Consider the following 26,196-nt stretch of genomic DNA (forward strand, 5'->3'; position numbering starts at 1 on the left):
ACAACAGATAAAAAGCTATGAATATTACAACAGAAAACAGAAAATGGTTAGACGATTTTAAATTGAGTCATCCGTTGGTAATTGCCGGACCATGCAGCGCCGAAACCGAAGAGCAAGTCTTAAAAATTGCTCGCGAATTAAAAAACTCAGATGTGTCAATTTATCGAGCCGGAATTTGGAAACCAAGAACACGTCCCGGTGGATTTGAAGGGGTTGGCGCCATCGGTTTAAAATGGTTGCAAAAAGCCAAAGCTGAAACCGGTTTGTTGATGGCAACAGAGGTAGCGAACGCAGCACATGTAAAATTGGCTTTGGAACACGATATCGATGTGTTGTGGATTGGCGCCAGAACTACCGTAAATCCGTTTGCGGTTCAAGAAATTGCCGATGCTTTAGCAGGAACAGATAAAATTGTTTTGGTCAAAAATCCGGTGAATCCAGATTTAGCTCTGTGGATTGGCGGCGTAGAACGCTTATACAATGCCGGAATCAAAAAGTTAGGCGTAATCCACAGAGGTTTTTCGACTTACGAAAAAACAAAATACAGAAATATCCCGGAGTGGCAATTGGCGATTGAATTACAAAATCGTTTCCCGGATTTGCCTTTAATTTGTGATCCTTCGCACATAACCGGTAGACGCGATATGATTCAGGAAGTGTCTCAACAGGCTTTAGATTTGAATTATGACGGATTAATTATCGAGACTCATATCGATCCGGATAATGCTTGGAGTGATGCAGCGCAACAGGTAACACCTACTGTTTTGAAACAAATATTCCAGGATTTGAGAATCCGTAAAGAAACTGATGATGCTGATGAATACAATAATCGTTTGGCAAGATTTCGGGTGGATATTGACGAATATGATGCAAAACTACTTGAGGTTTTGGGGAAAAGAATGAAAGTAGCCGACAAAATCGGAGCACTCAAAAAAGAGAAAAACGTAGCCGTTTTACAAAACAAAAGATGGAATGAAATCTTAGGCAAAATGATTTTAGACGGCGAGGAAAAAGGATTAAGCGAAGAGTTTATTTTAAAAATTTTCAAAGCCATTCACCAAGAAAGTATTACACATCAAGAGAAGATAATTAACGGATAAACGGATAATTTGTGAGAATATCGGTAAATTGGTGTCGCAATAGTTGTTTTTTTTATATTTGTTCATACCATTTATAAATCTATTAATGCTAAAAATAAAGAATATGAAAAAAATTATTTTACTATTTACATTGGTTTTTGGGTTTAACCTAGCCAACGCACAAGTTGATGTGATTAAAAAGCAAGTTGGTGAAACCTTAAAAGGAAAAGTCATAAGTGTTGACGACAATGTTATCGTATTTACGTACGAAGGTCAAAATGTAGAGTATACGATTGCTAAAAATGCCGTTGAAAAAATTACTTATGGTAAAACAGGACAAGTGGTACAAACTTCCAACAAAATTGTCGTTGCCGGTGAAGCTGATTGGCAAAAAGTGGTTATTGTAGAAAATTTAAATCAAACTGCCGGTTTAGAAGTTGGAGTTCAATTGGGAACCAGTGCTGATTTAGCCAATTATCAATCCGGGAATGGTAATTCTCCGGTGATTAAAAGATTAAAAATGCAAGCAGCAAAATTAGGCTATCAGTTTATTCTTGTGACGACTGATGCTTCTTCTAATAGAGTAGCTTACGGTTATAAATATTAAATTTTCAAAGAAAATAGTTTTAAAGTCGTCATTTATGGCGACTTTTTTTATGCCTGAAATAGTAATGTTAATACAAGAAAATCAGTTAAATAGGACTTGCTTTCTTTTAATTTAAAACCTACTGACTTTTTGGTAGGTTTTTTTTGTATCATTGCGCAACAATAAAAACAATCTCTAATTTTAAAACAACCAAAATGAAACAAACCTTTTTAGGTTTTATCCTTTTTGTTTGCAGTTGCATAAGCTTGAATGCACAAAACAAAATCGATAAAATCAACATGACTTACGGTGAAGAATTACCGGAGGACAAACAAAAAATCGTAAAAATTATTGGCGAAACTGATACTAAAATTTACGCACTCGGATTCAAAGAAAAGGATGATTATTTCCTTAAAATTTTTGAATCAAAAACCATGAAGTTAATTTCGTCAAACCCAATTGTTATTCCTCAAATCAGTGATAAGGAAGTTGATTTTGAAGATGTTTTTTTACTAAACGGGAAACTATACGCTATTGGAAGTGTTTTTAATAAAAAAGACAAAATATTCAATTTAATTGGAGCTGAGATTTCTGAAAAAGGCGTGCTGAGCAAAAACACCATCACTTTATTTAATTCGGAAGTGGCTAAAAAATCAGAGCGAGGCGGATTTTATTTCAAACAATCACCGGATGAAGGCGCTTTGTTAATTATGCACACGTCGCGCTTTCCAAAAGAAGATGCTATTAAATATGAAGTAAAATTGTTCGACGACAAATTGGCTACGCTTTTCACTAGTGAAGAAAAAGTAAAATTTGACGACAGCAAAAAAGATTATGAATTCACCATTTCTGATTTTGAATTGAATTTTCAAGATGATGTCTTTTTGGTAATCAACGAAAGTTACCGTGATTCCAAGAAGAAAGAGCAAATTGAAAAATTCCAAATCCACGCGTTCAAAAGAGCCAATAACTATACTAAAGAAGTTATAGATATCAACATCAAAGGGAAAGAAATCATCAATTGTAAGATGTTGTCTACCAACAAAAACACCTTACAATTGGTTGGTTTTTACTCAAGCGTTCGCGAAAATGGTAAAGCCAATAAAGAATTAAAAGGAGTTTATAATGCCACTATTAACTTAGCAACCAATGCCAATGACAACTTAAAATTCAACGAGTTTGATTATGCCACTAAAGTTAAATTGTTAGGCGAAAGAAAAGCCAAAAAAGGAAGAGATGTAAAACCATTGTACAATATCACTACACTTATTGAGAAAAATGATGGCGGAATTATTGTTTTGTCTGAGTTGCAATTCGTTTATGTTGGACAAAGTTCCGGAATCGGACCATTGGCGTTTACACCTGTAACTTATACTAAAAATGAAATCATTATTACGTGTCTAAAACCGGATGGTTCATTAGATTGGAGTAATGTTTTGCCAAAAGAACAATCGGCAACAGTAACTACCATGTCTTTTGTCTTTGGTTTTGGTGGCGGAAACGGTAATTTTGCCGTTGGAGGTGCTATTGCTATTCCTTTGGCCCAAATGGGTAAAGGACCTGAATATTTAGGCGCTATTCCAATTTACAAAGATGGTGTTTTGAATTTGCTTTTCAATGATAATGTTAAGAACAAAGGCGTTACCGATATCGAAGCCATCAAATCATTAGGGAATTATAATAATGCTGTTCCGTCACTTTTTATCTTTGATGCTAAAGGACAAATTACCAGAAAAGATCCTGAAGAAGTAATCAAAAACGAATTGGTGCTTCGTCCGGGCATTTATTACCGAAAAAATCAAAATGAGTTTATTATCTATTCTTCCAGAAAGAAACAAGATAAACTGGGTCGTATGATTCTACAAGACTAAAAATCTAAAGGCTGTGAAATTTTCGCAGCCTTTTTTTATTTAATTTTTTTTGGATACAATAACGTTTTCCTTTTTTACCTTTGCTAAATCCTAAATTCAAAAAATGACCGGACTTGTTTATAAATCTACCGGAAGTTGGTACACCGTTAAAACCGAAGATAATACATTTTATGAATGTCGTATCAAAGGAAAATTCCGCATGAAAGGCATCAAAAGCACCAATCCAATTGCGGTAGGCGATGTAGTCGATTTTGAATTAGATGACACTTCAGATGATATCACGGGAACCATTCACAATATTCACGATCGAAAGAATTATATCGTTCGAAAATCAGTGAATTTATCAAAGCAAACGCATATCATCGCCTCTAATATTGATGTAGTTTTTTTGCTGATTACCATCAATAATCCACCAACGACGACCAGTTTTATCGATAGATTTTTGGTTACAGCCGAAGCTTATGGCATTGAAGCGGTTTTGGTTTTTAATAAAATTGACACTTTTGATGAAGCTATGAAAGATGAGCAATTGTATTTACAATACATCTATTCTGAAATTGGGTATAAATGTTTGCGTGCTTCTGCCATTGAGAAAAAAGGGATAGACGAGTTGAAAGCAATGATGACCGGAAAAGTCAGTATGTTCTCAGGACATTCGGGTGTTGGGAAATCGACTTTGGTCAATGCTTTGGAACCGACTTTAAATTTAAAAACCAAAAACATTTCGGAACAAAGTAAACAAGGCCAACACACCACGACTTTTGCCGAAATGTATGATTTGTCTTTTGATGCCAAAATCATCGATACGCCGGGGATCAAAGGTTTCGGAATTGTAGATATGGAACCCTCGGAAATCAGTGATTATTTCCCTGAATTTTTTAAGCTGAAAGACCAATGCAAATTCAACAATTGTTTGCATAAAGAAGAACCGCATTGCGCTGTAAAACAAGCTTTAGAAGACAACAAAATAGCTTGGTCAAGATACAACAGTTACCTGAAAATATTGGAAGGCGATGAGGAACATTACCGTTCTGATATTTACAACGATGATAGAATTGCCAGTGATGAAACCAGAAAGTAGTCTTCAGTTTACAGTCGCAGTAATCAGTAATTTCTATTTAAGATGAAAGCCGTAATTCAAAGAGTAAGTCATGCTTCGGTTACTATTGAAGGTCAAATCGTAGCCGACATCCAACAAGGATTGTTAGTTTTAGTCGGTTTTGAAGATGAAGACAATTCCGAAGATATCAGTTGGTTAACCACGAAAATTGCCAACCTTAGAATTTTTGGAGATGCAAATGACGTAATGAATCTTTCTATAAAAGATGTTGATGGTGAAATGATAATTGTGAGCCAATTTACACTTCATGCGCTAACTAAAAAAGGCAATCGTCCTTCTTACATCAAAGCTTCCAAACCTGAAATAGCCATTCCGTTATACGAAAATTTTATCGCGCAAATGGAAACTGAATTAGGCAAAAAGGTACAAACCGGACAATTTGGTGCCGATATGAAAGTGGCCTTGCTCAATGATGGACCGGTAACCATAATTATCGATTCAAAAAATAAGGAATAAATATGAAGCAGAAATTCATCACTTTCTTGGTTGGGTTTTTTATTTACGGGACTCTTTTTGGCGTAATGATGTTTTATACAGAAACAAATGGAAATATAAAAAAAGCGCTAAGTGCCGGCATTTTTTTCGGCATTTTCATGGCGCTTTTTGAAGTTTTTATTAGTCCGAGAATCAAAAATTATTTTACTAAAAATAAAGAATAAGATTATAAATAAAATCATAATTTTTTTATATTTGGCAAAATTATTGTCAATGAAGCTCAAATTTATTTCCTACTTTTTATTGCTCTCTACATTTTTGGTTTCAGCGCAAAAATTAGACTATGCTGTCCAAACGATTCCTGATAGTTTAAAGCAAAATGCGAATGCAGTGGTGCGTTCGAGTCAGCTAAATATTAATATTAGTTCTCAAAAATCAATGACTGTTAAAACGTCAAAAGTAGTTACAGTGTTGAATGAATTGGGTTTGCGAAGCTTGGATTTAAGCGAAAATTACGATAAAAACAACAGGGTCAGCAAAATTGAAGCAACTGCCTACGATGCCTCTGGGAAAGAGTTAAAGACGTACAAGAAAAAAGATTTTAAAGACCAAAGCGCTACTGATGATGGCTCCATTTTCTCAGACAATAGAGTTTTGTATCTTGATTACACGCCAATAACTTATCCTTTTACTATGGTTTATGAATCAGAGACAGAATCAGCCAACACTGTTTTTATTCCGTCTTGGTTTCCGATAGAAGGCTATTTGGTAAGTACTCAAAATACAATGATTTCCATATCTTACAAACCCGAATTGAAACTTAAAGTAAAAGAGCTCAATTTCTCAAATAATTTCCCAATTGATAAACTGGAAACTTCTGGTTCTATAAGTTATTCAGCTAAAAACTTAATAGCCAAAAGACCGGAAGAATTAGCGCCTAAGTTTGAACAAATTTTTCCTAAAGTCATGTTTGGTTTGAGTGCCTTCAGCTTAGAAGGCGTAAATGGAAAGGCAGATTCTTGGAAAGAAATGGGCAAATGGTTTTATGATGAAATACTAACTGGAACGAATGAATTGTCAGAAGAAACCAAAGTTAAAGTAAAAAATTTAGTCGGAAATGAAAAAGATCCTTTAAAAAAAGCGGCAATAATTTATAAATATGTTCAAGAAAAAACACGTTATGTCAGTATTCAAGAAGGTATTGGTGGTTGGAAACCGATGTTGGCTAAAGACGTTGATAAATTAGGTTACGGCGATTGTAAAGCGCTCACCAATTATACAAAAACATTACTTGAACAAGTTGGGGTAACTTCATATTATTCCAGGTTATATGGGGATTCAAATAAAAGAGAGATCAATACGGATATAGTTTCTTTTCAAAGTAATCACGTTATTTTGGCCATTCCAAACCATACAGATTATATTTGGCTAGAATGCACTAGTCAAATGCTTCCCTTCGGCTTTCAAGGTGATTTCACTGATGACAGAAATGCTTTTGTGATAAAACCGGATGGTGGCGAAATAGTCAGAACCAAAAGTTTTACAGAAACTGATAATTTAAAAACAATAAAAGCTTCTTATACAATCACTCAAGAAGGAAATCTGTCAGGCAAAGTCAGAATGATTTCAAAAGGCTTACAGTATGATGCAAATTATATGAAAGAAAGAGCCAGTCGTGATAACCAAGTCAAAACATACAAAGAAGAATTTAGTAACATTAACAACATAGCTGTCAAGAAAATAAGTTTTAGCAATAATCCTGAAACTATCGAATTCATTGAAGATTTAGAATTAGAAGCAAACAGTTATGCTCAAAATTCCGCAGGAAAATTATTATTTGCCTTGAATGCTTTTGACCAAAACTCATATGTGCCAAAAAAATACAAAACAAGAGAATTTCCTTTTCAAGTAGAACGCGGTTATACTAATGAGGCTGAAATTGAAGTCACCATTCCTGAAGGATATACAGTTGAAGCCAAACCGGAAGGAATTACTTTAGATACTGAATTCGGATACTATAAAATTGAATTTATAGCCGAAACAGCCAACAAAATCATTTGCAAAAGAAAAATGGTTCTCAAAAAAGGATTTTATGATAAATCTAAATACGAAACTTACCGAAAGTTCAGGGAAACCATAGCCAAAAACGATAATTCAAAAATAGTCATTACCAAAGCTTAACATTATGAAAAAATTATTTATTGCCCTTTTGATATTAGTGAGTGGATTTTCCTTCTCTCAAAAGAAAGAATTAGGAAAAGTCACCATCGAAGAATTAACAGAAAAAAAATCAGCTTTAGATACGTCAGCAGTAGCTTCTTTTTTAATAAAAAATTGCGATGTCAAGTTTAATTATTCCGAAACAAACGGTTTCACATTAATAAAAACTTTTAAAATCAAGATTAAAATTTATAAAAAAGAAGGTTACGAATGGGCGAATCACAGTATTGGTTATTATACAGGTAGTAATGGTCGAGATAAACTGAATTTTTCAAATGCCGTAACCTATAATTTAGTTAATGGTAAAATTGAAAAATCTAAATTAAAAAGTGATGGTGAGTTCGAAGAAAAAGTAAATGAGTTCTGGTCAAGAAAGAAAATAACATTACCCAATGTAAAAGAAGGGTCAATTATTGAATACCAAGCCGAGTTAGAATCGGAACGATTAAATTCAATTGACGAATGGTTTTTTCAAAGTTCTATTCCGGTGGTTTATTCAGAATTAAAAACCATTATACCGGAATTCTATAATTATAATGTTATGAATAGCGGTTTTTTAACCCCAGTTGTTAGTAAAGACAGGACAACCAAAACCCACAACATAACCTCAAAAGAAAGAGTAACTAACGGTCGTGCGGTATCAACATCGTATTCTTCAAATGAATTTTCCTATGCGGAAAATAAAACAATATTTGTGTTGCAAAACATACCCGCCCTTAATGATGAATCTTACGTGAATAACATTAAGAATTATACTGCCGGTGTAAAATATGAATTGGCTTCAATTAAGTATCCGAATGAACCGATTAAAAACCTTACGACCGATTGGGAAACTGTAGTTAAAAGTATTTATGATAATGACTATTTCGGACCTGAATTAAATAAAACAGGTTATTTTGAGAAAGATATTGATACTGCTTTAAACGGAATTACCAATCCTGATGAACGATTAGCAGTAGTGTTTAGTTTTGTAAAATCAAGAATGAATTGGAATGAGATGCACGGTTATAGTTGTAATGACGGTGTTAAAAAAGCCTATCAGGAGAAAAAAGGGAATGCCGCTGAAATCAATTTAATGTTGACCTCAATGTTGCGATATGCCGGTATAGACGCCAATCCAATTTTAATTAGTACTCGTTCAAACGGGGTTTCGCTTTTCCCTTCAAGAACCGCTTTTGATTATGTGATATCCGGGGTTGAATTGAATAATCAAGTAGTTTTGTTAGACGCTACTAATAAATATTCTTTACCCAATATTTTACCCATTCGTGATTTGAATTGGTTCGGAAGAATCATCAGAAAGAACGGAAGTTCAGCTCAAATTAATTTAATGCCAAAATCCAATTCTAAAGATATCATAAATGTCATGGCAACAATTGGTACAGATGGTAACGTAACAGGAAAAATAAGAGACCAATATTTTGATTATAATGCATTTGTTTTTAGAGTAAAAAACAACGGAATTTCAAAAGACAGTTATATCGAAAAACTGGAAAAAAGATACCAAGGATTAGAAATCGATGACTATGAGGTCCAAAATAGTAACGATTTATCAAAACCAATTGTAGAAAATTATTCCTTCACATCCACCAATTCAGTTGAGATAATTGGAGATAAAATGTACATATCGCCATTCTTATTTTTTGCCATGACAGAGAATCCATTTAAACAAGAAAAAAGAGAATATCCGATAGATTTTGTATACCCAAATCAAGATAAATACATTATCAGCTTATCCATTCCGGATGGATATACCATAGACAATCTTCCCCAAACTAAAGCTGTTGGCATGCCCGAAGATCTTGCGAATTTTAAGTATAACATCAGTAATAATGGCAATCAAATCCAAATAATGTATACCTTAGATATCAACCAAGCCATCATAGGTTCAGAATATTACGAAGCCTTGAAAAATTTCTACAAAGAAATGATCAACAAGCAAACGGAGAAAATCGTTTTAAAGAAAGTGTAAAAATGGACATCAAAAACGCCCAACAAGAAGTAGATAATTGGATTAAAAACCACGGCGTTCGTTACTTCAACGAATTAACCAACATGGCACAACTCACCGAAGAAGTTGGTGAAGTAGCTCGAATCATTGCTCGTCGTTACGGAGAACAATCCGAAAAAGAAAGCGATAAAAATAAAGACCTCGGTGAAGAATTGGCCGATGTGGTTTTTGTAGTCTTGTGCTTGGCCAATCAAACCGGAATCGATTTGCAAGCCGCTTTTGATAAAAAATTGGATTTAAAAACCAATCGCGATCACGACAGACATCAAAACAACGAAAAACTAAAATAAATTGAGCTGGATTTTACTAATTATCGCCGGATTGTTTGAAGTAGGTTTCGCCACATGTTTAGGCAAAGCCAAAGAAACTTCGGGAACCACATCACTGTATTGGTATGGCGGATTTTTAGTTTGCCTTACCATCAGCATGTTTTTATTAGTAAAAGCCACCAAAGAATTACCCATCGGAACTGCTTATGCCGTTTGGACCGGAATTGGAGCTGTCGGTAGCGTTTTGGTTGGCATTTTCGTATTCAAAGAACCGGCTACTTTTTGGCGCGTATTCTTTATTTCAACCTTAATTCTCTCCATAGTCGGATTGAAAATTGTTTCTAAATAATGAATTTACTTTTAAAGCCTTCAAACGTTAATCAACAATCTGTCCTCAAAATTACCGGTTCTAAATCGGAAACAAACCGTTTGTTGTTACTTCAAGCTTTATATCCAAATCTTACCTTGGAAAACACTTCCAATTCAGACGATTCAGAGGTTATGGCAAAAGCACTTCAAAACTCCCAACTTCCAACTCCCAACTCCCAACTAATAGACGTTCACCACGCCGGAACCGCCATGCGATTTCTAACTGCTTATTTCGCCATAAAAGAAAATAGTGAAATTGTTTTAACCGGTTCAAGCCGAATGAAAGAACGCCCGATTCAAATTTTAGTTGAAGCTTTAAAACAACTCGGTGCCGAAATCACTTACGAAGAAAAAGAAGGGTTTCCGCCAATAAAAATCAAAGGAAAAAAACTAACCCAATCTAAAGTTTCACTTTCTGCTAATGTTAGTAGCCAATATATTTCGGCACTATTACTAATCGCGCCCAAATTAGAAAACGGAATCGAACTAACCTTAGAAGGCGAAATCACTTCAGTTCCTTACATAAAAATGACCTTGGCGTTGCTCAACGAAATCGGAGTAGAAACCTCATTTGTTGGAAATACTATAAAAGTCAACCCCAAACTCCCAACTCCCAACTCCCAACTCCTAACCGTCGAATCTGATTGGTCATCTGCTTCCTATTTTTACTCAATAATAGCCTTATCCCAAATCGGAACCGAAATCACTTTATCAAGCTACAAACAAAACAGTCTGCAAGGCGACAGCGCTTTGGTCGAAATTTATCAAAACTTTGGAGTAGAAACAGTTTTTGAAAACAATACAATAGTTTTGAGAAAGGCTTATAATTGTCAATTATCAATTATCAATTGTCAATTAAATTCCTCGCCCGACATCGCCCAAACTATTGCAGTAACTTGCGTCGGCTTAGGAATTGGTTGTCATTTAACCGGTTTGCATACACTTAAAATAAAAGAAACCGACAGACTCGAAGCTTTAAAAGCTGAACTGACCAAACTCGGCGCAATGGTTTCGGTCACTAATGATAGCCTAACTTTAGAACCTTCTGCAAACATAAATGAAAACGTAGCCATCAAAACTTACCAAGATCACCGAATGGCGATGGCTTTTGCACCATTGGCACTAAAAGTTCTGATAGTGATAGAAGAAGCCGAAGTCGTTTCCAAATCCTATCCAACTTTTTGGGAAGATTTAAAAAGCATCGGATTCGCCATTTCAGAATCGAAATAAAACCTTAGAACCTAAGTAACTTAGCACCTCAGAACCTTTTATAAAAATAAACCGCTTTTTACTTGACAACGCCTATCTCACGATAGTATATTTGCAGTCAGTTAAAATTATGACAATTCATAATTTATAGCTTATAACCCATAACTATTTCAAATGAAATTATCTCACTTTCAATTCAATTTACCCAACGAATTACTAGCTGAATTTCCTGTAGAAAACCGCGACGAATCAAGATTGATGGTCGTAAACCGAAAAACCAAAACTATTGAGCATAAATTATTCAAAGACATCATCGATTATTTCGACGATGGCGATGTGATGATTTTAAACAATACCAAAGTTTTTCCGGCACGTATGTACGGTAACAAAGAAAAAACCGGCGCACGTATCGAAGTTTTCTTATTAAGAGAACTCAATGCAGAACAACGCCTTTGGGATGTTTTAGTAGATCCGGCACGTAAAATAAGAATTGGAAATAAATTATATTTCGGAGATGACGATTCATTAGTAGCAGAAGTTATTGACAATACAACTTCTCGTGGAAGAACTTTGCGTTTCCTTTACGACGGTTCATACACCGAATTCAGAAAAAAATTAACGGAACTTGGTGAAACGCCAATCCCAAAATACATCAACCGCGAAGTAAACGAAGACGATGCCGAGCGTTACCAAACCATTTATGCCAAAGAAGAAGGAGCAGTTGCCGCACCAACAGCCGGTTTGCACTTCTCGAAACACCTTTTGAAAAGATTAGAAATCAAAGGAATCGACTTTGCAGAAGTAACGTTACACGTTGGTTTAGGAACGTTCAATCCGGTAGAAGTAGAAGATTTGTCTAAACACAAAATGGATTCTGAAGAACTAATCATTTCTCAAGAAGCATGCGATATTGTCAACAACGCTAAAGAGAAAAAAAGAAAAATTTGTTGCATCGGAACTACTTCTATGAGAGCCATCGAAAGTTCAGTTTCCTCCGCAAGAACCTTAAATCCGTATGTTGGCTGGACTAATAAGTTCATTTTTCCACCTTACGATTTCAGCATAGCCGATTGTATGGTCACTAATTTCCATACACCAAAATCAACGTTATTGATGATGGTTTCAGCATTCTGCGGTCACGATTTAATGAAAAAAGCCTATGAAGAAGCCATTAAAGAAAAATACCGTTTCTACTCTTATGGCGATGCAATGTTAATCATCTAATTTTCAGGAGCGCAAAGATACGGGCATTCTTGCCATCCGTTTTCCTGCTCTCCAATACAATAAAAAAAGCTTTCATCCCGAAACTTCGGGAGAAAGCTTTTTTTATTTCCATTACGATCAGGGCTAGCTACAATCGTCAGCACAAAATAATATTTGGTTTTTAAACGCTGTGCATCTCTTTCTTTCTCTGTGTATCTCGGTGAAATAATTTTTTTTCAATACTTTTACGCCAAACTAAACTACAACCATGACTTTTCAAAATACCCGCGAATTTGCACAACAACTAGATTCGCAAGATGAATTGCAACACTTCCGAAACGAGTTCATTTTCCCGCAACACAATGGCAAAAACGTGATTTATTTCACCGGAAACTCTTTAGGCTTACAACCAAAAAGAACCAAAAAATACGTTGATGACGTAATGAACGATTGGGGAAATCTCGCTGTAGAAGGCCATTTCTATGCCGAAAAACCTTGGTGGGATTACCACGAAAGATTCGCCAATCCGTTAAGCGAAATCGTAGGCGCAAAGCCTTCCGAAATCACAGTAATGAATACGTTGACGGTGAATTTACACTTGTTAATGGTGTCATTTTACAATCCAACGACCACTCGCTATAAAATCATTTGCGAAGAGAAAGCCTTTCCGTCTGACCAATACATGTTCCAAAGTCAAGTCAACTTTAGAGGCTACAAAAGCGAAGAAGCGATTGTAGAAATCAAACGCAGAGAAGGCGAACACAACATCCGTTTAGAAGATGTTTTAGCCAAAATTAATGAAGTAGGCGATGAGCTGGCATTGGTTCTAATCGGTGGCGTAAATTATTATACCGGACAAGTTTTCGACATGAAAGCCATCACCGAAGCCGGTCACAAAGTCGGAGCCATAGTTGGTTTCGATCTAGCACACGCCGCCGGTAACATCGAATTAAAATTACACGACTGGAACGTAGATTTCGCCGCTTGGTGCAGTTACAAATACATGAATTCCGGACCGGGGAATGCCTCGGGTTGTTTTGTACACGAAAAACACCATCATGCCGATTTGCCTCGTTTTGCCGGTTGGTGGGGACATAATAAAGAACGTCGTTTCAAAATGGAACCACAGTTTGATCCGGTTCACGGTGCCGATGGCTGGCAAGTGAGCAACTTACCGATTTTGTCTTTAGCGCCTTATTTGGCTTCAGCCGAAATGTTTGCCGAAGTTGGTATGGAAAAGCTAATTAAAAAACGAAACCAACTAACAGCTTACTTAGAATTCATCCTTCACGAAATAGACAAAGACATCGACGGAACCGAATTTGAAATTATCACACCCAATAACCAAGAAGAAAGGGCTTGTCAGCTTTCAGTTTTTCTTCACGGTCAAGGCAGAAGTTTATTTGACTATTTAATGAAAAATGGCGTAATTACCGATTGGCGTGAACCGAATGTAATCAGGTTAGCACCAGCTCCTTTTTACTGTTCTTATGAAGACATGTATGAATTCGGACAAATCTTAAAACGCGGAATTTTAACCAAATAATATTGGTTTTCTGAAAAACAATTCGTTGATTTGTAATATATTATTAATTAAAAACCACCAACCCGGGAACTAAAAATGAAAACAAAATTATACTTTGCCATTTTTGCTTTTTTTGCTTTTTTAACCTCAAGTATTGCACAAGTTTCTGAGAAAGAAGCCGAAGCAAGATTGTGGATAAAAGCCAATGAAAAAGAGTTGCAAATCAATCCTGACGATACTTTTTCACTCCGATTTGTTAGAAAAACACAAGCCGGAGAAACACTTCGTTTCCAACAATTGAAAAATGGTGTTCCGGTATTTGATTCAGAAATATTGGTGCATTTTTCTCCTTACGGTGAAGTAACAAGTACGGCTTCAACTTACAAGCCTACCATTGCTAACATCAATACAACGCCTTCCATTACAAAAGAAAATGCTATTGCGATTTCTAATCAAGCATTAGAAGTTTCGGGAGATATCACTTTCCAAGAAAGTAAATTAGTAGTTTATGATAAATTAGGAGGAACCAAATTGGTTTACAGAGTAGTAACCGATGCATTCTCTAAAGCAGGAAGTTGGGAAACTATTGTGGACGCTCAAACCGGAGAGGTTTTAAGCACAAACGATATTGCCTACTATTACAACAAACACAAACACAACAAGGAAGAGAGTGATCCTCCGGTATCAATGGCGCCTTTAGCTTTTGTTTCCGGTAGTGGATTGGTATTTAATCCTGATCCGCTTTCTCAAGCCGGAGTTGCTTACGGAGCAACAGGTTATGTTGACGGGAATGATGCAGCAACAACGCAGTTGAACAACGCCAGAGTTTCAGTAATATTACCACAAATTGATTTAACCGGTGGAGTTTATAAACTCAAAAGTAATTATGCTGAGATTAAAGAGTTGGGTGCGCCCAACAAAGGTCTTTTTACCCAATCATCTTCAACGTTTAATTTCACAAGATTTGAAGACGGATTTGAGGCGGTGAATGCTTTTTATCATATTGACAAAAGTATGAGATACATCAATGAAACTTTAGGAATTCCTTGCGTTCCTTACCAAGCAGCAAATGCCGGTGTTGTTTTCTTTGATCCTCATGGTGCTAATAGTGCTGATAACTCTTTTTATTCAAATGGCCAATTACAGTTTGGTGAAGGTGGTGTTGATGATGCGGAAGATGCGGATGTGGTTTTACACGAATTAGGACACGGACTACACGATTGGATTACTGGTGGCGGATTGTCACAAGTAAATGGTTTGAGTGAAGGTTCAGGTGATTACTGGGCAGTTTCTTACAGCAGAAGTTTGAATCAATGGACATCTAATCAACCACATTATAATTGGGTTTTCGGTTGGGATGGTCACAATCCTTTTTGGAACGGAAGAACCACTGATTATGGTGCTTCATACAGCGGCGGATTAGTAGGACAAATTCATACAGATGGTCAAATTTGGGGCACAGTTTTAATGAAAATTTGGGACGGTATCGGAAGAGAGAAAACAGACAAAGCTTTCTTGAATGGTTTAGATTTAACCACAAGTAACACCAATCAACAAAATGCTGCAATCGCCGTTAGAACAGCAGCTATGGATATGAATTATCCTTGTGCCGATGTAGCGTTTATGACCGAAAAATTCTTTGAAGCGGGTTATAATATGCCATCCATTTCTTTGAGAATGAATCCTATTCCGAATCAAACAGTTCAGGCTGGCATTTCAAATACTTACACTTTGCCAAGTTATGCTGAATTAGCCAATCCAATCACCAATAACTGTGATGCCGCTTTAACTCAGTCTCCGGTTGTTGGTTCAGTTTTAGCTCCGGGAACTTACACCATAACAATGGTAGCAACAAGTGGTTCAACAATTACAAGAACTTTCAATCTTACCATTTTGCCATTCCTTGACATAAATGAAAACGTGAAAAATAATTTTATCATGTACCCAAATCCTGCTTCAAACCAAATTACGGTAAAAGGAGAATTTGAGGCTAACGAAAGTGTAACGGTTAGCAATGTTTTAGGTCAAGTGGTAATGACAAAAGCGATTACTTCAAACGAAGAAAGTATCGATGTCTCCAATTTGGCCTCAGGAGTTTATACCGTAACTTTTAATACAGCTAAAGTTTCTCGCAAGTTCATCAAAGAGTAAATCTTTAACTCAAAATACTACAAACCACAATGAGTAATCGTTGTGGTTTTTTTATTTAAAAAAGACTTAGCGCCTTAGTGATTTAGTAACTTAGCAGCTTTAAACATAATCTTGCAAAAACCTTAGAACCTTAGTACCTTTGTCTCTTAGAACCTCAAGATAAAATGACAAAAGAACAGATTATAGCCAATTTTGATCCAAGCCAACCGGGTTTAGCCGATGCCACAGTTTTTGGATTACCCTTTTCAGCCGAACAAAGCGAAATTATTATTATTCCTGTTCCTTGGGAAGTAACCGTAAGTTACGGATCCGGCGCTTCTGAAGGTCCGGAAGCGGTATTAGAAGCTTCGTTTCAAGTGGATTTAAATCACCAAGATTTTCCGGAGTTGTGGAAACTCGGAATTTATTTAGAGGAAACACCAAGTCATTGGAAGAAAAATTCAGATAAGTACAAAGAGTTGGCCCAACCGATAATCGAGTTGCTCGAAAGCGGTGAAGCAGTCGAAAATTATCCGGCGTTGCAGGCTGATTTGGATACAATCAATAAAGTGTGTCGCGACTTGCATACCGAGGTAAAAGAAAAAGTATTGTTTTGGATGAAGCAAGGTAAAAAAGTAGCGCTTTTAGGCGGTGATCATTCTACACCTTTAGGCTATTACGAAGCGTTGGCGAGTATTCATGATGATTTCGGAATCTTGCATTTAGATGCGCACATGGATTTAAGAATTGCTTACGAAGGCTTTACTTATTCGCATGCTTCTATCATGTATAACGCGTTGCAACTTCCTCAGATTTCAAAAATAGTTCAAGTCGGAATACGAGATTTCTGTGAGCAAGAAGTTGAGGTTGTAAAAGCGGAAAAAGGCAGAGTTTTAATCAATACTGATGCCGATTTAAAAGCCGAAACCTTTGAAGGTAAAACTTGGGCACAACAATGCGAAGCCATCATAGCAACCTTACCCCAAAAAGTATGCATTAGTTTTGATATTGATGGTATGTATCCTTGGTATTGTCCCAATACAGGAACTCCGGTTCCGGGTGGATTTTCCTTTGAACAAGCCACTTACTTGTTCAATAAATTAGCCGAAAGCGGTAAAGAAATTATAGGTTTCGATTTGGTTGAAGTCGCACCGGGAGAAACAGACGATTGGGATGGCAATGTCGGCGCCAGAATGTTATTCCACATGTGTGGTGTTCTAGCGAAAAACAACAAATTGAATGTCGGACAAAAAATCAATTTTAAGAGACAGTAAATATTTAAAATAGCTTAGACAAAACCCTTTCAATTTCTTGAGAGGGTTTTTTTTATTACAAAACGTCCGATTTGTAATTCGTAATTCACAATTCGTAATTACTTATATTTGTTATCCAATCACTACTTTCATGAAACGCATTAAGAAATTCCTACTCATCCTTTTATTACTTCTGGTTATTGTTGTTATCGTTGGCGCAAGCTATTTACAATATTCCAAACCAAAATATGATGGCGAATTAACACTAAGCAATATCAACAAAGAAACCACTGTTTACTTTGATGATTTTGGCGTGCCACATATTTATGCCAAAAATCAAAAAGACGCAATGACGACTTTAGGTTATGTACATGCACAAGATCGTTTGTGGCAAATGGAATTGATGCGGCGTATCGCTCCCGGAAGACTTTCCGAAATTTTTGGAGGCGCAGCTTTAAAAACCGATAAGTTCTTTGCCGGAATCGGTATCGATGAAAATTCAGCTAAAGCAGTCGCTCAATTGGACAAGAACTCGCAAACCTATATTTTGGCAAAAGCCTATCTCGATGGGATTAATCAATATATCGAAAATGGGTCAACGCCAATTGAAATTAAATTACTCGGAATTGACCAAGAGCAATTTACCTTGAAAGACATATATAATATCTTCGGGTTCATGTCGTTTAGCTTTGCCATGGCACAAAAAACAGATCCATTGTTAACCGACATTCGCGACCGATTTGGAATGGAATATTTAAAAGATTTCGGAATCAATGGCGAATTAGGAACCCAGCAATTACAATCTTTCAAAGGCAAATACAAAGAATACAGCGAAATCTCTAAATCAGTGGCGAGTTTACTTGAAGCTTCTCCGGTTCCCGCTTTTATTGGTAGTAATAGTTGGGTAATTGGCGGCGAAAAAACCAAAAGCGGCAAAGTGATTTTGGCCAATGACCCGCACATCATGTATTCGCAACCCGGAACTTGGTACGAAGCACACATCGTTTGTCCGGATTATGAGATTTATGGGTATTACATCGCAGGAACGCCATTTCCATTATTGGGACACAATCGAGATTACGCTTATGGCTTGACTATGTTTGAAAACGATGATGTCGATTTCTTTCAAGAAGAAGAAAATCCTAACAATCCTAAGCAGTACAAAACACCGAAAGGCTATAAAAACTACACTTACAAACAAAAAAACATCAAAGTCAAAGATAGTTCCGATGTCAAGCTAAATGTCAAAACCAGTAGTCACGGACCAATTATCACAGGCTTGTTAGACGGCTTAAATACTGATAATTCAGTCGCAATGCATTGGATTTATACGCAACAAAAGAATCAAATTTTAGAGGCTGTTTACCAATTATCTCACGCTAAAAACTTAGAAAGTTTCCATAAAAGTATCGAGTTGATTCACGCACCGGGTTTGAACATTATGTACGGAGATTCAAAAGGCAATATCGCATGGATAACTTCTGGAAAATTATACAAAGTCGATAAAAGTATCAATACCAATTTCATTCTCAACGGCGCGAATGGTATCGATGATCAAAAAACGTTTCTGGCTTTCGCCAAAAATCCTCAGGCAATCAATCCACCATGGCATTATGTCTACAGTTCAAATAATCAGCCATCACCAATCGATGGCTATTTGTATCCGGGTTATTATTTGCCCAAAGACAGAGCCACCAGAATTGACGGTTTGTTAAACCCGAAAAACGATTGGACCAAAGAAGAGGTTTCTAAAATGATAGTCGATAACACTTCGGCAACAGCCCAAACTATTGTTGGTAATATGACCAAAAACATAAATTCAGAAGACCTTTCTAAAAAGGAAAAGGAGGCACTAACTGTTTTGCAGACTTGGAAAGCGACACATAATTTAGAAGACATAGCGCCAACCATTTATAACAAATGGCTTTATTTCTATCTGAAATCGACTTTAGAAGATGAATTCGGTTCAGCCAATTTCAAATTATTATTGAGCACACACATCGTCAAACAAATGATTGAATCCCAAACTCAGAATGCCAATTCGCCTTGGTGGGACAATATCAATACGAAAGACAAAAAAGAAACCCAATCAGAAATCCTTACGAAATCTTTCAAAGAAGCTATTGTATCTCTGGAAAATCAATTGGGAAGCGATATTTCACAATGGAACTGGAACAAAGTGCACCAAGTAGAATTCCAACATCCAATCGGTAAAGTGAAAATGTTCAGCCAATTTTTCAATGTTGGACCGTTCCCAATAGCCGGTTCCAATGAAGTCATCGATAACCAATTGTTTATTTACACCGATGAGGCAATTATTCCGGTCAAAGGCGGACCATCAACCCGACGTGTTATTGACTTTTCCGATATCGAAAACAGCATAAGTGTTTTGCCAACAGGACAATCCGGAAATCCAATGAGTAAACATTACAGTGACCAATCGGAACTTTTTATAAACGGAAAGTTCAGAAAGATGAAACTCAATAAGAAAGAAATTGAATCGAATTCCTCTAAATTGGTTTTCAAACCTAAAAATTAACATTAAGGAGTTAAGATACTGCATTAATAAAATTAAGAACTCGCTTAATGAAAGCCTTAATTTGACTTAACTTCTTAATGTTTAAAAAAGTTCTCTAAAAAAAAGTAAATTTGCAAAACCGTTTATAAAAATTCAATGCAAAATCCTCAAAAAATTGCTGTCGTTGGTTCAGGCCTAGTCGGAACCTTGTTGGCAATTTACCTCAAAAGACAAGGACATACTGTTCATGTTTACGATCGTAGTCCCGATATCAGAACGGTAGAATTCTCAGGTCGTTCCATTAATTTGGTGATGTCAACCCGTGGTTGGAAAGCCATGGAAGATGTTGGTTTAGACGATGAAATTCGCAAAATCGGAATTCCGGTCGATAAAAGAGCCATTCATTTAAAAGACGGCAAACTTAATTACCAATTTTACGGCAAAGACGGTGAAGCTATTTTTTCGTTGTCCAGAGGTGTTTTAAACCGCAGAATGATTGATTTGGCGGAAGCCGAAGGGGTTGAGTTTTTCTTTGAACATAAAATTTGGGATGTTACTTTAGCAGATGCAACTTTACATATCGGTGAAACTGAAAGAGGCGAATGGACAGAATTGAAATATGATAAAGTTTTCGGTGCCGATGGTGCTTTCTCCAGAATTAGACACCGCATGCAACGCCAAAGCATGTTTGATTACTCGCAAGAGTTCATGAAAATTGGTTACAAAGAATTGCATATTCCAGCCAATGCCGACGGAACCCATAAAGTCGATAAGAACTCTTTACATATTTGGCCTCGCGGGAACTTCATGTTGATGGCTTTGGCCAATTTAGACGGCAGTTTTACTTGTACGTTATTCATGCCATTCGAAGGCGAAAATTCTTTTGAACAATTAAAAGACAAAGAATCTTTGGTGAATTTCTTCGCAGAATATTTCCCAGATACGAAAGAAGTAATTCCTGATTTGGTGGAAGATTTTTTCAAAAACCCAACGAGTTATTTGGTGATGATGAAGTGTTATCCTTGGACGTTTGAAGACAAAGTCGCTTTGATTGGCGATGCGTCACATGCTATTGTTCCTTTTTACGGACAAGGGATGAATGCGGGTTTTGAAGACATTACGGTTTTAAGTGAAATGATGTCAAAATATGGCGACGATTGGAAAACCATTTTCTCCGAATATGAAAAGTCCCGAAAACCGAATGCCGATGCTATTGCAGAATTATCTCTTCGAAACTTTATCGAAATGAGTACTAAAACCGCTGATGAAAACTTCTTGTTGCAAAAGAAAATCGAAAAGTGGTTCTCCGACAAACATCCCGATAAATGGCTGCCTTTGTACAGCCGAGTGACTTTTAGCCTACATCCTTATTCAGAAGCGTTGGCTTTAGGCGATTTCCAAAACAAAATCATGGAAGAAGTAATGCAAATGCCGAATATTGAGGAAAATTGGAATAGCCAGGAAGTAGAAAACAAAATTATAGCCTTATTGAAGTAGTTTTTTAGAAGCTATTTGCTTCGCCAGTTCGCTCTTTTGGAGCTCGTGTCCAGCTATTCGTTGCAATCTTTTTATCTCGTTTTGAGAACGAGATAAAAAGGATTTTCACTGCTATCTGGGCTAGGGCTAATCTTCTTCCCGATGTACTTTGGTAAAATCAAACGCCGGTTGACAAATCGCAATATATTCACAAGGTTCGTCAAACGGATTGGAATATTGCACTCGAGTATTCTTCTCAATTTTAATCGATTGGCCGGCTTCAAGAATTAAGGTTTCATCCTCAATGATAAATTGCTTTTTACCTGAAATGATATAAGTGTATTCATCAAACTCCGGTGTTTGAAACGGTTCTGACCATTTTGGCGGTGCAATCATGTGAGCAATTGAAATTTCGACATTATTGGTCGTAGCATTGCCGTGGTGTTCTTCAATGAGTTTACCATCGGTGGTTGGCACTACAAAAGGAGCTTTTTGTATAAAATATTTTTTCATAAAGTCTATCTTTCTTCTATTATCTATTCTCTATTATCTATTTCTCATTTCTTAAATATAAAATAAACGGCCAAAATCAAAAAGCAAAAACCAACGGCATGATTCCAACGAAAGGTTTCATTTTTGAAAAACAGCAAGGAGAAAATCACAAAGATTACTAACGTGATGACTTCTTGTATGACTTTTAATTGCAGTAGCGAAAATGGTCCGCCATTACCTTCAAACCCTATTTTATTCGCGGGAACTTGAAAACAATATTCAAAAAAAGCCAATCCCCAACTGATTAAAACGATAGTGATTAATCCCGCATTTTCAAACCATTTCAGTTCTTTGAATTTTAGATGACCATACCAAGCCAAAGTCATGAAGACATTTGACAGTACAAGTAGACTTATAGTTAAAACTGATTTCATTATTTTCTGAACAGCTTAGTTAGAATGCCAAAAACACCTCTAATAAAAGTAGCACTTGTCACCACTTTTGTTACCGATTTACCGATAACTTCGGCTGTACTAGGTTCGCTGCTTTTTCTTTTTTGTTCTTGCTTGGTTTCTTGCGCTTGTTCGGCTTGTTGGTTGGCGACTTCGATTTTTTTGCTTAGCATTTCATAAGCGCTTTCCCGATCTATTTCTTCTGAATATTTTCTAACCAATTTCGATTTGGCGTTGATTTGTTCGATTTCGCTATCGGTTAAAACATCCATTCTGCTCATTGGTGCTCGCATCATGGTTGCTGCTAAAGGTGTCGGAATGCCTTTCTCATTTAATGCGGTTACTAGTGCTTCTCCGATTCCCAGAGAAGTCAATACTTCGTCTGTTTTGTAATAGTCAGAAAGCGGATAGTTCTCGGCGGTTTGTTTAATCGCTTGTCTGTCTTTGGCCGTGAAAGCACGAAGCGCATGTTGTATCTTTAATCCCAATTGTGCCAAAACACTTGCCGGAACATCCATTGGATTTTGAGTTACAAAATAAACGCCTATTCCTTTGGAACGAATGAGTTTGATAATGGTTTCAATTTGGTTCAACAACGCATTACTGGCTTGGTCAAAAATTAAGTGTGCTTCATCAATAAAAATAACCAATTCAGGTTGGTCAGCATCGCCTTTTTCAGGCATTTGTTGGTAGATTTCCGCCAATAAACTCAACATGAATGTTGAGAATAATTTTGGTTTATCTTGAATATCGGTCAAGCGGATGATATTGATATAACCTTTGCCGTTTTCGTCAATGCGCATTAAGTCATCAATTTCGAAAGACAATTCACCAAAGAAAATATCACCACCTTGTTGCTCCAATTCGATTATTTTACGCAAAATAATCCCGGTAGTTGAGGTCGAAATTTTACCATAGTGTTCTTCGATTTCGTCTTTGCCTTCTTCAGTAATATAGTTGATGACTTTTTTCATGTCTTTCAAATCCAACAAAGGCATTTTGTGGTCATCACAATATTTAAAAATAACTGCAACTACTCCAGTTTGGGTGTCATTTAAGTTAAGTATTCGTGAAAACAGCACCGGTCCGAATTCAGAAACGGTAGCGCGCAATCGAACACCATTTTGATGAGATAATGACATCAATTCTACCGGAAATCCTGCAGTTTTATAGGGTAGATTAATCTTGGCGTGTCGTTCGGTAATAAATGGTTTTTCTTCACCTTCTTTAGCAATACCGGAAAAGTCGCCTTTGATGTCCATCATCAAAACCGGAATCCCAAAAGAAGACAATTGTTCCGATAGTACTTGTATGGTTTTGGTTTTTCCGGTACCGGTAGCGCCTGCAATTAAGCCATGTCTGTTTAAGGTTTTTAGAGGTACTTTAATAAAAGTATCTGCTAAAGCTTCACCTTTTAAAATGGCGCCACCAAGAATGATGCTTTCGCCTTTTGATGTGTAACCGTCATTAATATGTTTTGAAAAATCGGATGCTGTTGCCATTTACTGTTTTTTAAATCTAAATATAAAGGTAGGGCAAAATAATATATTTTTTTAAAACTTACGAAATGTTAATTGTTTTGATGTTGGAGGAAAAATATTCTAATTTTAAATTACTGAAAAAGTTTTCTTTGAAAATACATTTTCAATACTTTTTACGTTATACATTTAAATACGTATTAAGCGCTTGAAAATTAGACTTATTTTTATTTAAACGGTAACGATTGGTTTTAAATGTTGGAAACAACTCAAAAACTGTAATTAAAACGATATGTTATTAAAATTAAAAAAAGTTTTTTTATTTGAAGTAAAAAATTAAATTTGCTCCTATTCAAGTTTATTAACAACTAAAACTTATAATTTATTAAAACTTTTAAAATTTAAAAAAATGGCAAACGTTAAAAAAGAATCGGGTTCAAATGGTTTAGGGATGATGTCAGGAATCATCATTGTAGCATGTGTTTTTGTGGGATGGTTAATCTGGCAGTTTATAATGGGTAATGGGGCTAACTTTGAAGGCGGAGTGAATACAGGTCATCCAATACCAGGAAACTATTTAGCAATGGTTTATAAAGGAGGAGCGGTAGTGCCGGTTTTGATGGGGTTATTTTTGATGGTAATTGTGTTTTCAATTGAGCGTTTCTTTGTTATCACAAAAGCAGGCGGAAAAGGAAATTTAGATGCTTTTATGAGAAATGTACAAAATAGTATTAAAGCTGGAAATATTGATGATGCTATCAGTGCTTGTGACAAACAACAAGGTTCTGTTGCAAATTCAATCAAAGCAGCATTGGTAAAATACCAAGAAGTTAAGAAAGAAGGATTCACTAGTGAAGAAGCTGCTGAAACTATTCACAAAGAAATTGAAGAGGCTACTTCATTAGAAATGCCAATGTTAGAGAAAAACATGACCATTTTGTCAACATTAGTAGCATTAGGGACTTTAGCAGGGTTATTAGGAACTGTAACTGGAATGATTAAAGCGTTTGGTGCATTAGCAACAGCGGGTTCGCCTGATCAAGCGGCATTAGCAAACGGTATCTCTGAGGCTTTAATTAATACTGCAACAGGTATTTCTACTTCTGCCTTAGCAATTGTAACTTACAACTTCTTTACTTCTAAGATCGATACTTTAACTTACTCTATTGATGAGGCTGGTTCTACTATCGTAAACACATACAGAAAATTCAGAGGAAGTTTAAAATCATAATTCAGTAATTAGAGAATCTAATTGTTGTAATAAAACAAATAAATAATGGCTAAAGTAAAAATGTCCAAAAAAGCAACATCCATCGACATGACGGCGATGTGTGACGTGGCTTTCCTTTTACTTACATTCTTTATCCTTACGGCAACGGCTAAGGCGCCAGAGCCATTACCGGTAGATACGCCTTCTTCAACTGTACAAACCAAATTGCCGGAAACGGATTTGGCCACATTAACAGTTGGAAAAAGTAACGGTCAAGAACAAGTGTTCTTTGGGGTTAAAGGAAGAGATGTTCGTATAAAAACATTAGAGTTAATGGCTCAAAAATATAATTTATCCTTCACAGAGGACGAAATTAAACAATTCTCACTAGTAGATGAGTTTGGTGTTCCGATTGAAGCGATGAAACAATTATTGGCCATGAAAGCAGCAGATAGAGCAAAGCCAGGAATTCAACCTGGTATTCCACATGACTCTATCAATAACCAATTGAAAGATTGGATTTATACGGCAAGACAAGCAAATATTGATGTAGCTGATAAAGAGTTGCAATTTGCTATCAAAGGCGATGCGAAAGAAGAATATCCACAGATTAAAAAAATCATGGATATTTTACAGGACCAAAAAATCAATAGCTTTAACTTAGTTACTGGTTTAAGAGGAAAAGATTATTAATTTTAATAATAATATAAAATGGCTGAATTAAATACCGGCGATGGCGGTGGCAAAAAAGGCAGTAAAAAGGTAAGAAGTAAAAAATCCAACGCAAAAGTGGATCTTACCGCCATGGTGGATTTGGCATTCTTGTTGATCACTTTCTTTATGTTGACCACCTCTTTATCTAAACCTCAATCTATGGATTTGGGTTTGCCTGATAAAGAAAAGCCAAATGAAGATAAAACAGATATTAAAGTTGATCAGAGAAGAACCATGACTATTATCATGGGTAAAGACAACAAAATCAAATGGTTTCATGGTTTGCTTGACTCACCTGAACAAGGCGGAGCTCCAGCAGATGCTGTTTATGGAAAAAATGGAATTCGTAAAGAAATTTTGAAAAGAGTAACTTCGATACCACAAATTACAGGGGATAAAGATAAAGGAATGATTGTAATCATCAAACCTTCAAAAAAATCAACTTACAGAAACTTGGTGGATATTTTAGACGAGATGGCCATTTGTAATGTGCCTACTTATGCTATTGTAAATGAGATCACTCCTGAAGAACAAAAATTAGTAGATGAAATGAACAAGTAATGTCTTGTGCTAATC

The 26,196-nt window shown here is 36.2% G+C and carries 23 protein-coding genes; 20 read left to right on the forward strand and 3 right to left on the reverse strand.

The window, feature by feature from the left end; translation table 11 throughout:
- Positions 1 to 17 precede the first annotated feature (17 nt).
- From ACK4R1_RS04135 to ACK4R1_RS04215, 17 genes are all read left to right on the forward strand, one after another.
- Entirely contained in the window at positions 18 to 1,100 is a 1,083-nt protein-coding gene (locus ACK4R1_RS04135) for a chorismate mutase (RefSeq protein ID WP_409683962.1), read from the forward strand.
- A 103-nt stretch (positions 1,101 to 1,203) separates the two neighbouring features.
- Positions 1,204 to 1,686: a hypothetical protein gene (locus tag ACK4R1_RS04140; protein ID WP_409683963.1), complete on the forward strand. Its 483-nt coding sequence runs from the start codon at positions 1,204 to 1,206 to the stop codon at positions 1,684 to 1,686.
- A gap of 194 nt (positions 1,687 to 1,880) precedes the next feature.
- Entirely contained in the window at positions 1,881 to 3,536 is a 1,656-nt protein-coding gene (locus tag ACK4R1_RS04145; RefSeq protein ID WP_409683965.1) for a hypothetical protein, read from the forward strand.
- 103 nt (positions 3,537 to 3,639) lie between these two features.
- Positions 3,640 to 4,617, forward strand: coding sequence for a ribosome small subunit-dependent GTPase A (gene rsgA / locus ACK4R1_RS04150; protein WP_409683966.1), 978 nt, complete (start codon positions 3,640 to 3,642; stop codon positions 4,615 to 4,617).
- Positions 4,618 to 4,659: 42 nt separating this feature from the next.
- Positions 4,660 to 5,112, forward strand: coding sequence for a D-aminoacyl-tRNA deacylase (dtd, locus tag ACK4R1_RS04155; protein WP_409683968.1), 453 nt, complete (start codon positions 4,660 to 4,662; stop codon positions 5,110 to 5,112).
- Between the two features lie 2 nt (positions 5,113 to 5,114).
- On the forward strand, positions 5,115 to 5,315 hold the full coding sequence (locus ACK4R1_RS04160; RefSeq protein ID WP_409683970.1) for a hypothetical protein: 201 nt from the start codon (positions 5,115 to 5,117) through the stop codon (positions 5,313 to 5,315).
- A gap of 49 nt (positions 5,316 to 5,364) precedes the next feature.
- Positions 5,365 to 7,272, forward strand: a complete 1,908-nt coding sequence (locus ACK4R1_RS04165; RefSeq protein WP_409683971.1) for a DUF3857 domain-containing protein — start codon at positions 5,365 to 5,367, stop codon at positions 7,270 to 7,272.
- Between the two features lie 4 nt (positions 7,273 to 7,276).
- On the forward strand, positions 7,277 to 9,283 hold the full coding sequence (locus tag ACK4R1_RS04170; RefSeq protein WP_409683973.1) for a DUF3857 domain-containing protein: 2,007 nt from the start codon (positions 7,277 to 7,279) through the stop codon (positions 9,281 to 9,283).
- Positions 9,284 to 9,285: 2 nt separating this feature from the next.
- Complete coding sequence (locus tag ACK4R1_RS04175; RefSeq protein ID WP_409683975.1) at positions 9,286 to 9,612, forward strand: nucleotide pyrophosphohydrolase; 327 nt, start codon at positions 9,286 to 9,288, stop codon at positions 9,610 to 9,612.
- A gap of 1 nt (position 9,613) precedes the next feature.
- The gene (locus ACK4R1_RS04180) at positions 9,614 to 9,940 is read left to right on the forward strand and encodes a DMT family transporter (protein ID WP_409683977.1); all 327 of its coding nucleotides are present in this window, start codon (positions 9,614 to 9,616) and stop codon (positions 9,938 to 9,940) included.
- Entirely contained in the window at positions 9,940 to 11,190 is a 1,251-nt protein-coding gene (gene aroA / locus ACK4R1_RS04185; protein WP_409683979.1) for a 3-phosphoshikimate 1-carboxyvinyltransferase, read from the forward strand. The genes ACK4R1_RS04180 and aroA overlap by 1 nt, the downstream gene beginning before the upstream one ends.
- Before the next feature lie 153 nt (positions 11,191 to 11,343).
- Positions 11,344 to 12,393 carry a tRNA preQ1(34) S-adenosylmethionine ribosyltransferase-isomerase QueA gene (gene queA, locus ACK4R1_RS04190; protein ID WP_409683981.1) on the forward strand — a complete coding sequence of 350 codons (1,050 nt, stop codon included), beginning with the start codon at positions 11,344 to 11,346 and terminating at the stop codon, positions 12,391 to 12,393.
- Between the two features lie 247 nt (positions 12,394 to 12,640).
- Positions 12,641 to 13,918, forward strand: coding sequence for a kynureninase (gene kynU / locus ACK4R1_RS04195; protein ID WP_409683983.1), 1,278 nt, complete (start codon positions 12,641 to 12,643; stop codon positions 13,916 to 13,918).
- Between the two features lie 75 nt (positions 13,919 to 13,993).
- Positions 13,994 to 16,048 (forward strand): T9SS type A sorting domain-containing protein, encoded by a 2,055-nt coding sequence (locus ACK4R1_RS04200; RefSeq protein ID WP_409683985.1) that lies wholly within the window; start codon positions 13,994 to 13,996, stop codon positions 16,046 to 16,048.
- 164 nt (positions 16,049 to 16,212) lie between these two features.
- On the forward strand, positions 16,213 to 17,301 hold the full coding sequence (locus ACK4R1_RS04205) for an agmatinase family protein (RefSeq protein ID WP_409683987.1): 1,089 nt from the start codon (positions 16,213 to 16,215) through the stop codon (positions 17,299 to 17,301).
- Between the two features lie 130 nt (positions 17,302 to 17,431).
- Positions 17,432 to 19,819, forward strand: coding sequence for a penicillin acylase family protein (locus tag ACK4R1_RS04210; protein WP_409683989.1), 2,388 nt, complete (start codon positions 17,432 to 17,434; stop codon positions 19,817 to 19,819).
- A 135-nt stretch (positions 19,820 to 19,954) separates the two neighbouring features.
- Positions 19,955 to 21,295: an FAD-dependent oxidoreductase gene (locus tag ACK4R1_RS04215; protein ID WP_409683990.1), complete on the forward strand. Its 1,341-nt coding sequence runs from the start codon at positions 19,955 to 19,957 to the stop codon at positions 21,293 to 21,295.
- Between the two features lie 126 nt (positions 21,296 to 21,421).
- Here the strand turns inward: ACK4R1_RS04215 and ACK4R1_RS04220 are convergent, their stop codons facing one another.
- From ACK4R1_RS04220 to ACK4R1_RS04230, 3 genes are read right to left on the reverse strand one after another with little or no spacing between them, the layout of a single operon-like run.
- Positions 21,422 to 21,787, reverse strand: a complete 366-nt coding sequence (locus ACK4R1_RS04220) for a cupin domain-containing protein (RefSeq protein ID WP_409683992.1) — start codon at positions 21,785 to 21,787, stop codon at positions 21,422 to 21,424.
- 44 nt (positions 21,788 to 21,831) lie between these two features.
- Positions 21,832 to 22,200 (reverse strand): DMT family protein, encoded by a 369-nt coding sequence (locus tag ACK4R1_RS04225; protein ID WP_409683994.1) that lies wholly within the window; start codon positions 22,198 to 22,200, stop codon positions 21,832 to 21,834.
- Positions 22,200 to 23,720 carry a helicase HerA-like domain-containing protein gene (locus ACK4R1_RS04230; protein WP_409683996.1) on the reverse strand — a complete coding sequence of 507 codons (1,521 nt, stop codon included), beginning with the start codon at positions 23,718 to 23,720 and terminating at the stop codon, positions 22,200 to 22,202. Before ACK4R1_RS04230 ends, ACK4R1_RS04225 begins: the two co-directional genes overlap by 1 nt.
- A gap of 385 nt (positions 23,721 to 24,105) precedes the next feature.
- On the opposite strand from ACK4R1_RS04230, the gene ACK4R1_RS04235 reads away from it, so the two are divergent.
- The 3 genes from ACK4R1_RS04235 to ACK4R1_RS04245 are packed head-to-tail and all read left to right on the forward strand — an operon-like array spanning position 24,106 to position 26,181.
- The gene (locus ACK4R1_RS04235) at positions 24,106 to 24,927 is read left to right on the forward strand and encodes a MotA/TolQ/ExbB proton channel family protein (RefSeq protein ID WP_409683998.1); all 822 of its coding nucleotides are present in this window, start codon (positions 24,106 to 24,108) and stop codon (positions 24,925 to 24,927) included.
- A gap of 45 nt (positions 24,928 to 24,972) precedes the next feature.
- Positions 24,973 to 25,599 carry an ExbD/TolR family protein gene (locus ACK4R1_RS04240; protein WP_409683999.1) on the forward strand — a complete coding sequence of 209 codons (627 nt, stop codon included), beginning with the start codon at positions 24,973 to 24,975 and terminating at the stop codon, positions 25,597 to 25,599.
- Between the two features lie 18 nt (positions 25,600 to 25,617).
- On the forward strand, positions 25,618 to 26,181 hold the full coding sequence (locus tag ACK4R1_RS04245) for an ExbD/TolR family protein (RefSeq protein WP_409684001.1): 564 nt from the start codon (positions 25,618 to 25,620) through the stop codon (positions 26,179 to 26,181).
- The last annotated feature ends 15 nt before the right edge of the window (positions 26,182 to 26,196 follow it).

Source organism: Flavobacterium sp. (genome assembly GCF_046293665.1).
Classification (GTDB): Bacteria; Bacteroidota; Bacteroidia; order Flavobacteriales; family Flavobacteriaceae; genus Flavobacterium.

Coding starts and splice junctions, on each gene's coding strand:
- ACK4R1_RS04210 (WP_409683989.1), top strand. CDS start 17,432: ATGAAACGCATTAAGAAATTCCTACTCATCCTTTTATTACTTCTGGTT.
- ACK4R1_RS04205 (WP_409683987.1), top strand. CDS start 16,213: ATGACAAAAGAACAGATTATAGCCAATTTTGATCCAAGCCAACCGGGT.
- ACK4R1_RS04165 (WP_409683971.1), top strand. CDS start 5,365: ATGAAGCTCAAATTTATTTCCTACTTTTTATTGCTCTCTACATTTTTG.
- aroA (WP_409683979.1), top strand. CDS start 9,940: ATGAATTTACTTTTAAAGCCTTCAAACGTTAATCAACAATCTGTCCTC.
- dtd (WP_409683968.1), top strand. CDS start 4,660: ATGAAAGCCGTAATTCAAAGAGTAAGTCATGCTTCGGTTACTATTGAA.
- ACK4R1_RS04135 (WP_409683962.1), top strand. CDS start 18: ATGAATATTACAACAGAAAACAGAAAATGGTTAGACGATTTTAAATTG.
- ACK4R1_RS04160 (WP_409683970.1), top strand. CDS start 5,115: ATGAAGCAGAAATTCATCACTTTCTTGGTTGGGTTTTTTATTTACGGG.
- ACK4R1_RS04245 (WP_409684001.1), top strand. CDS start 25,618: ATGGCTGAATTAAATACCGGCGATGGCGGTGGCAAAAAAGGCAGTAAA.
- kynU (WP_409683983.1), top strand. CDS start 12,641: ATGACTTTTCAAAATACCCGCGAATTTGCACAACAACTAGATTCGCAA.
- ACK4R1_RS04230 (WP_409683996.1), bottom strand. CDS start 23,720: ATGGCAACAGCATCCGATTTTTCAAAACATATTAATGACGGTTACACA.
- rsgA (WP_409683966.1), top strand. CDS start 3,640: ATGACCGGACTTGTTTATAAATCTACCGGAAGTTGGTACACCGTTAAA.
- ACK4R1_RS04235 (WP_409683998.1), top strand. CDS start 24,106: ATGGCAAACGTTAAAAAAGAATCGGGTTCAAATGGTTTAGGGATGATG.
- ACK4R1_RS04220 (WP_409683992.1), bottom strand. CDS start 21,787: ATGAAAAAATATTTTATACAAAAAGCTCCTTTTGTAGTGCCAACCACC.
- ACK4R1_RS04175 (WP_409683975.1), top strand. CDS start 9,286: ATGGACATCAAAAACGCCCAACAAGAAGTAGATAATTGGATTAAAAAC.
- ACK4R1_RS04170 (WP_409683973.1), top strand. CDS start 7,277: ATGAAAAAATTATTTATTGCCCTTTTGATATTAGTGAGTGGATTTTCC.
- ACK4R1_RS04140 (WP_409683963.1), top strand. CDS start 1,204: ATGAAAAAAATTATTTTACTATTTACATTGGTTTTTGGGTTTAACCTA.
- ACK4R1_RS04200 (WP_409683985.1), top strand. CDS start 13,994: ATGAAAACAAAATTATACTTTGCCATTTTTGCTTTTTTTGCTTTTTTA.
- ACK4R1_RS04225 (WP_409683994.1), bottom strand. CDS start 22,200: ATGAAATCAGTTTTAACTATAAGTCTACTTGTACTGTCAAATGTCTTC.
- ACK4R1_RS04145 (WP_409683965.1), top strand. CDS start 1,881: ATGAAACAAACCTTTTTAGGTTTTATCCTTTTTGTTTGCAGTTGCATA.
- queA (WP_409683981.1), top strand. CDS start 11,344: ATGAAATTATCTCACTTTCAATTCAATTTACCCAACGAATTACTAGCT.
- ACK4R1_RS04240 (WP_409683999.1), top strand. CDS start 24,973: ATGGCTAAAGTAAAAATGTCCAAAAAAGCAACATCCATCGACATGACG.
- ACK4R1_RS04215 (WP_409683990.1), top strand. CDS start 19,955: ATGCAAAATCCTCAAAAAATTGCTGTCGTTGGTTCAGGCCTAGTCGGA.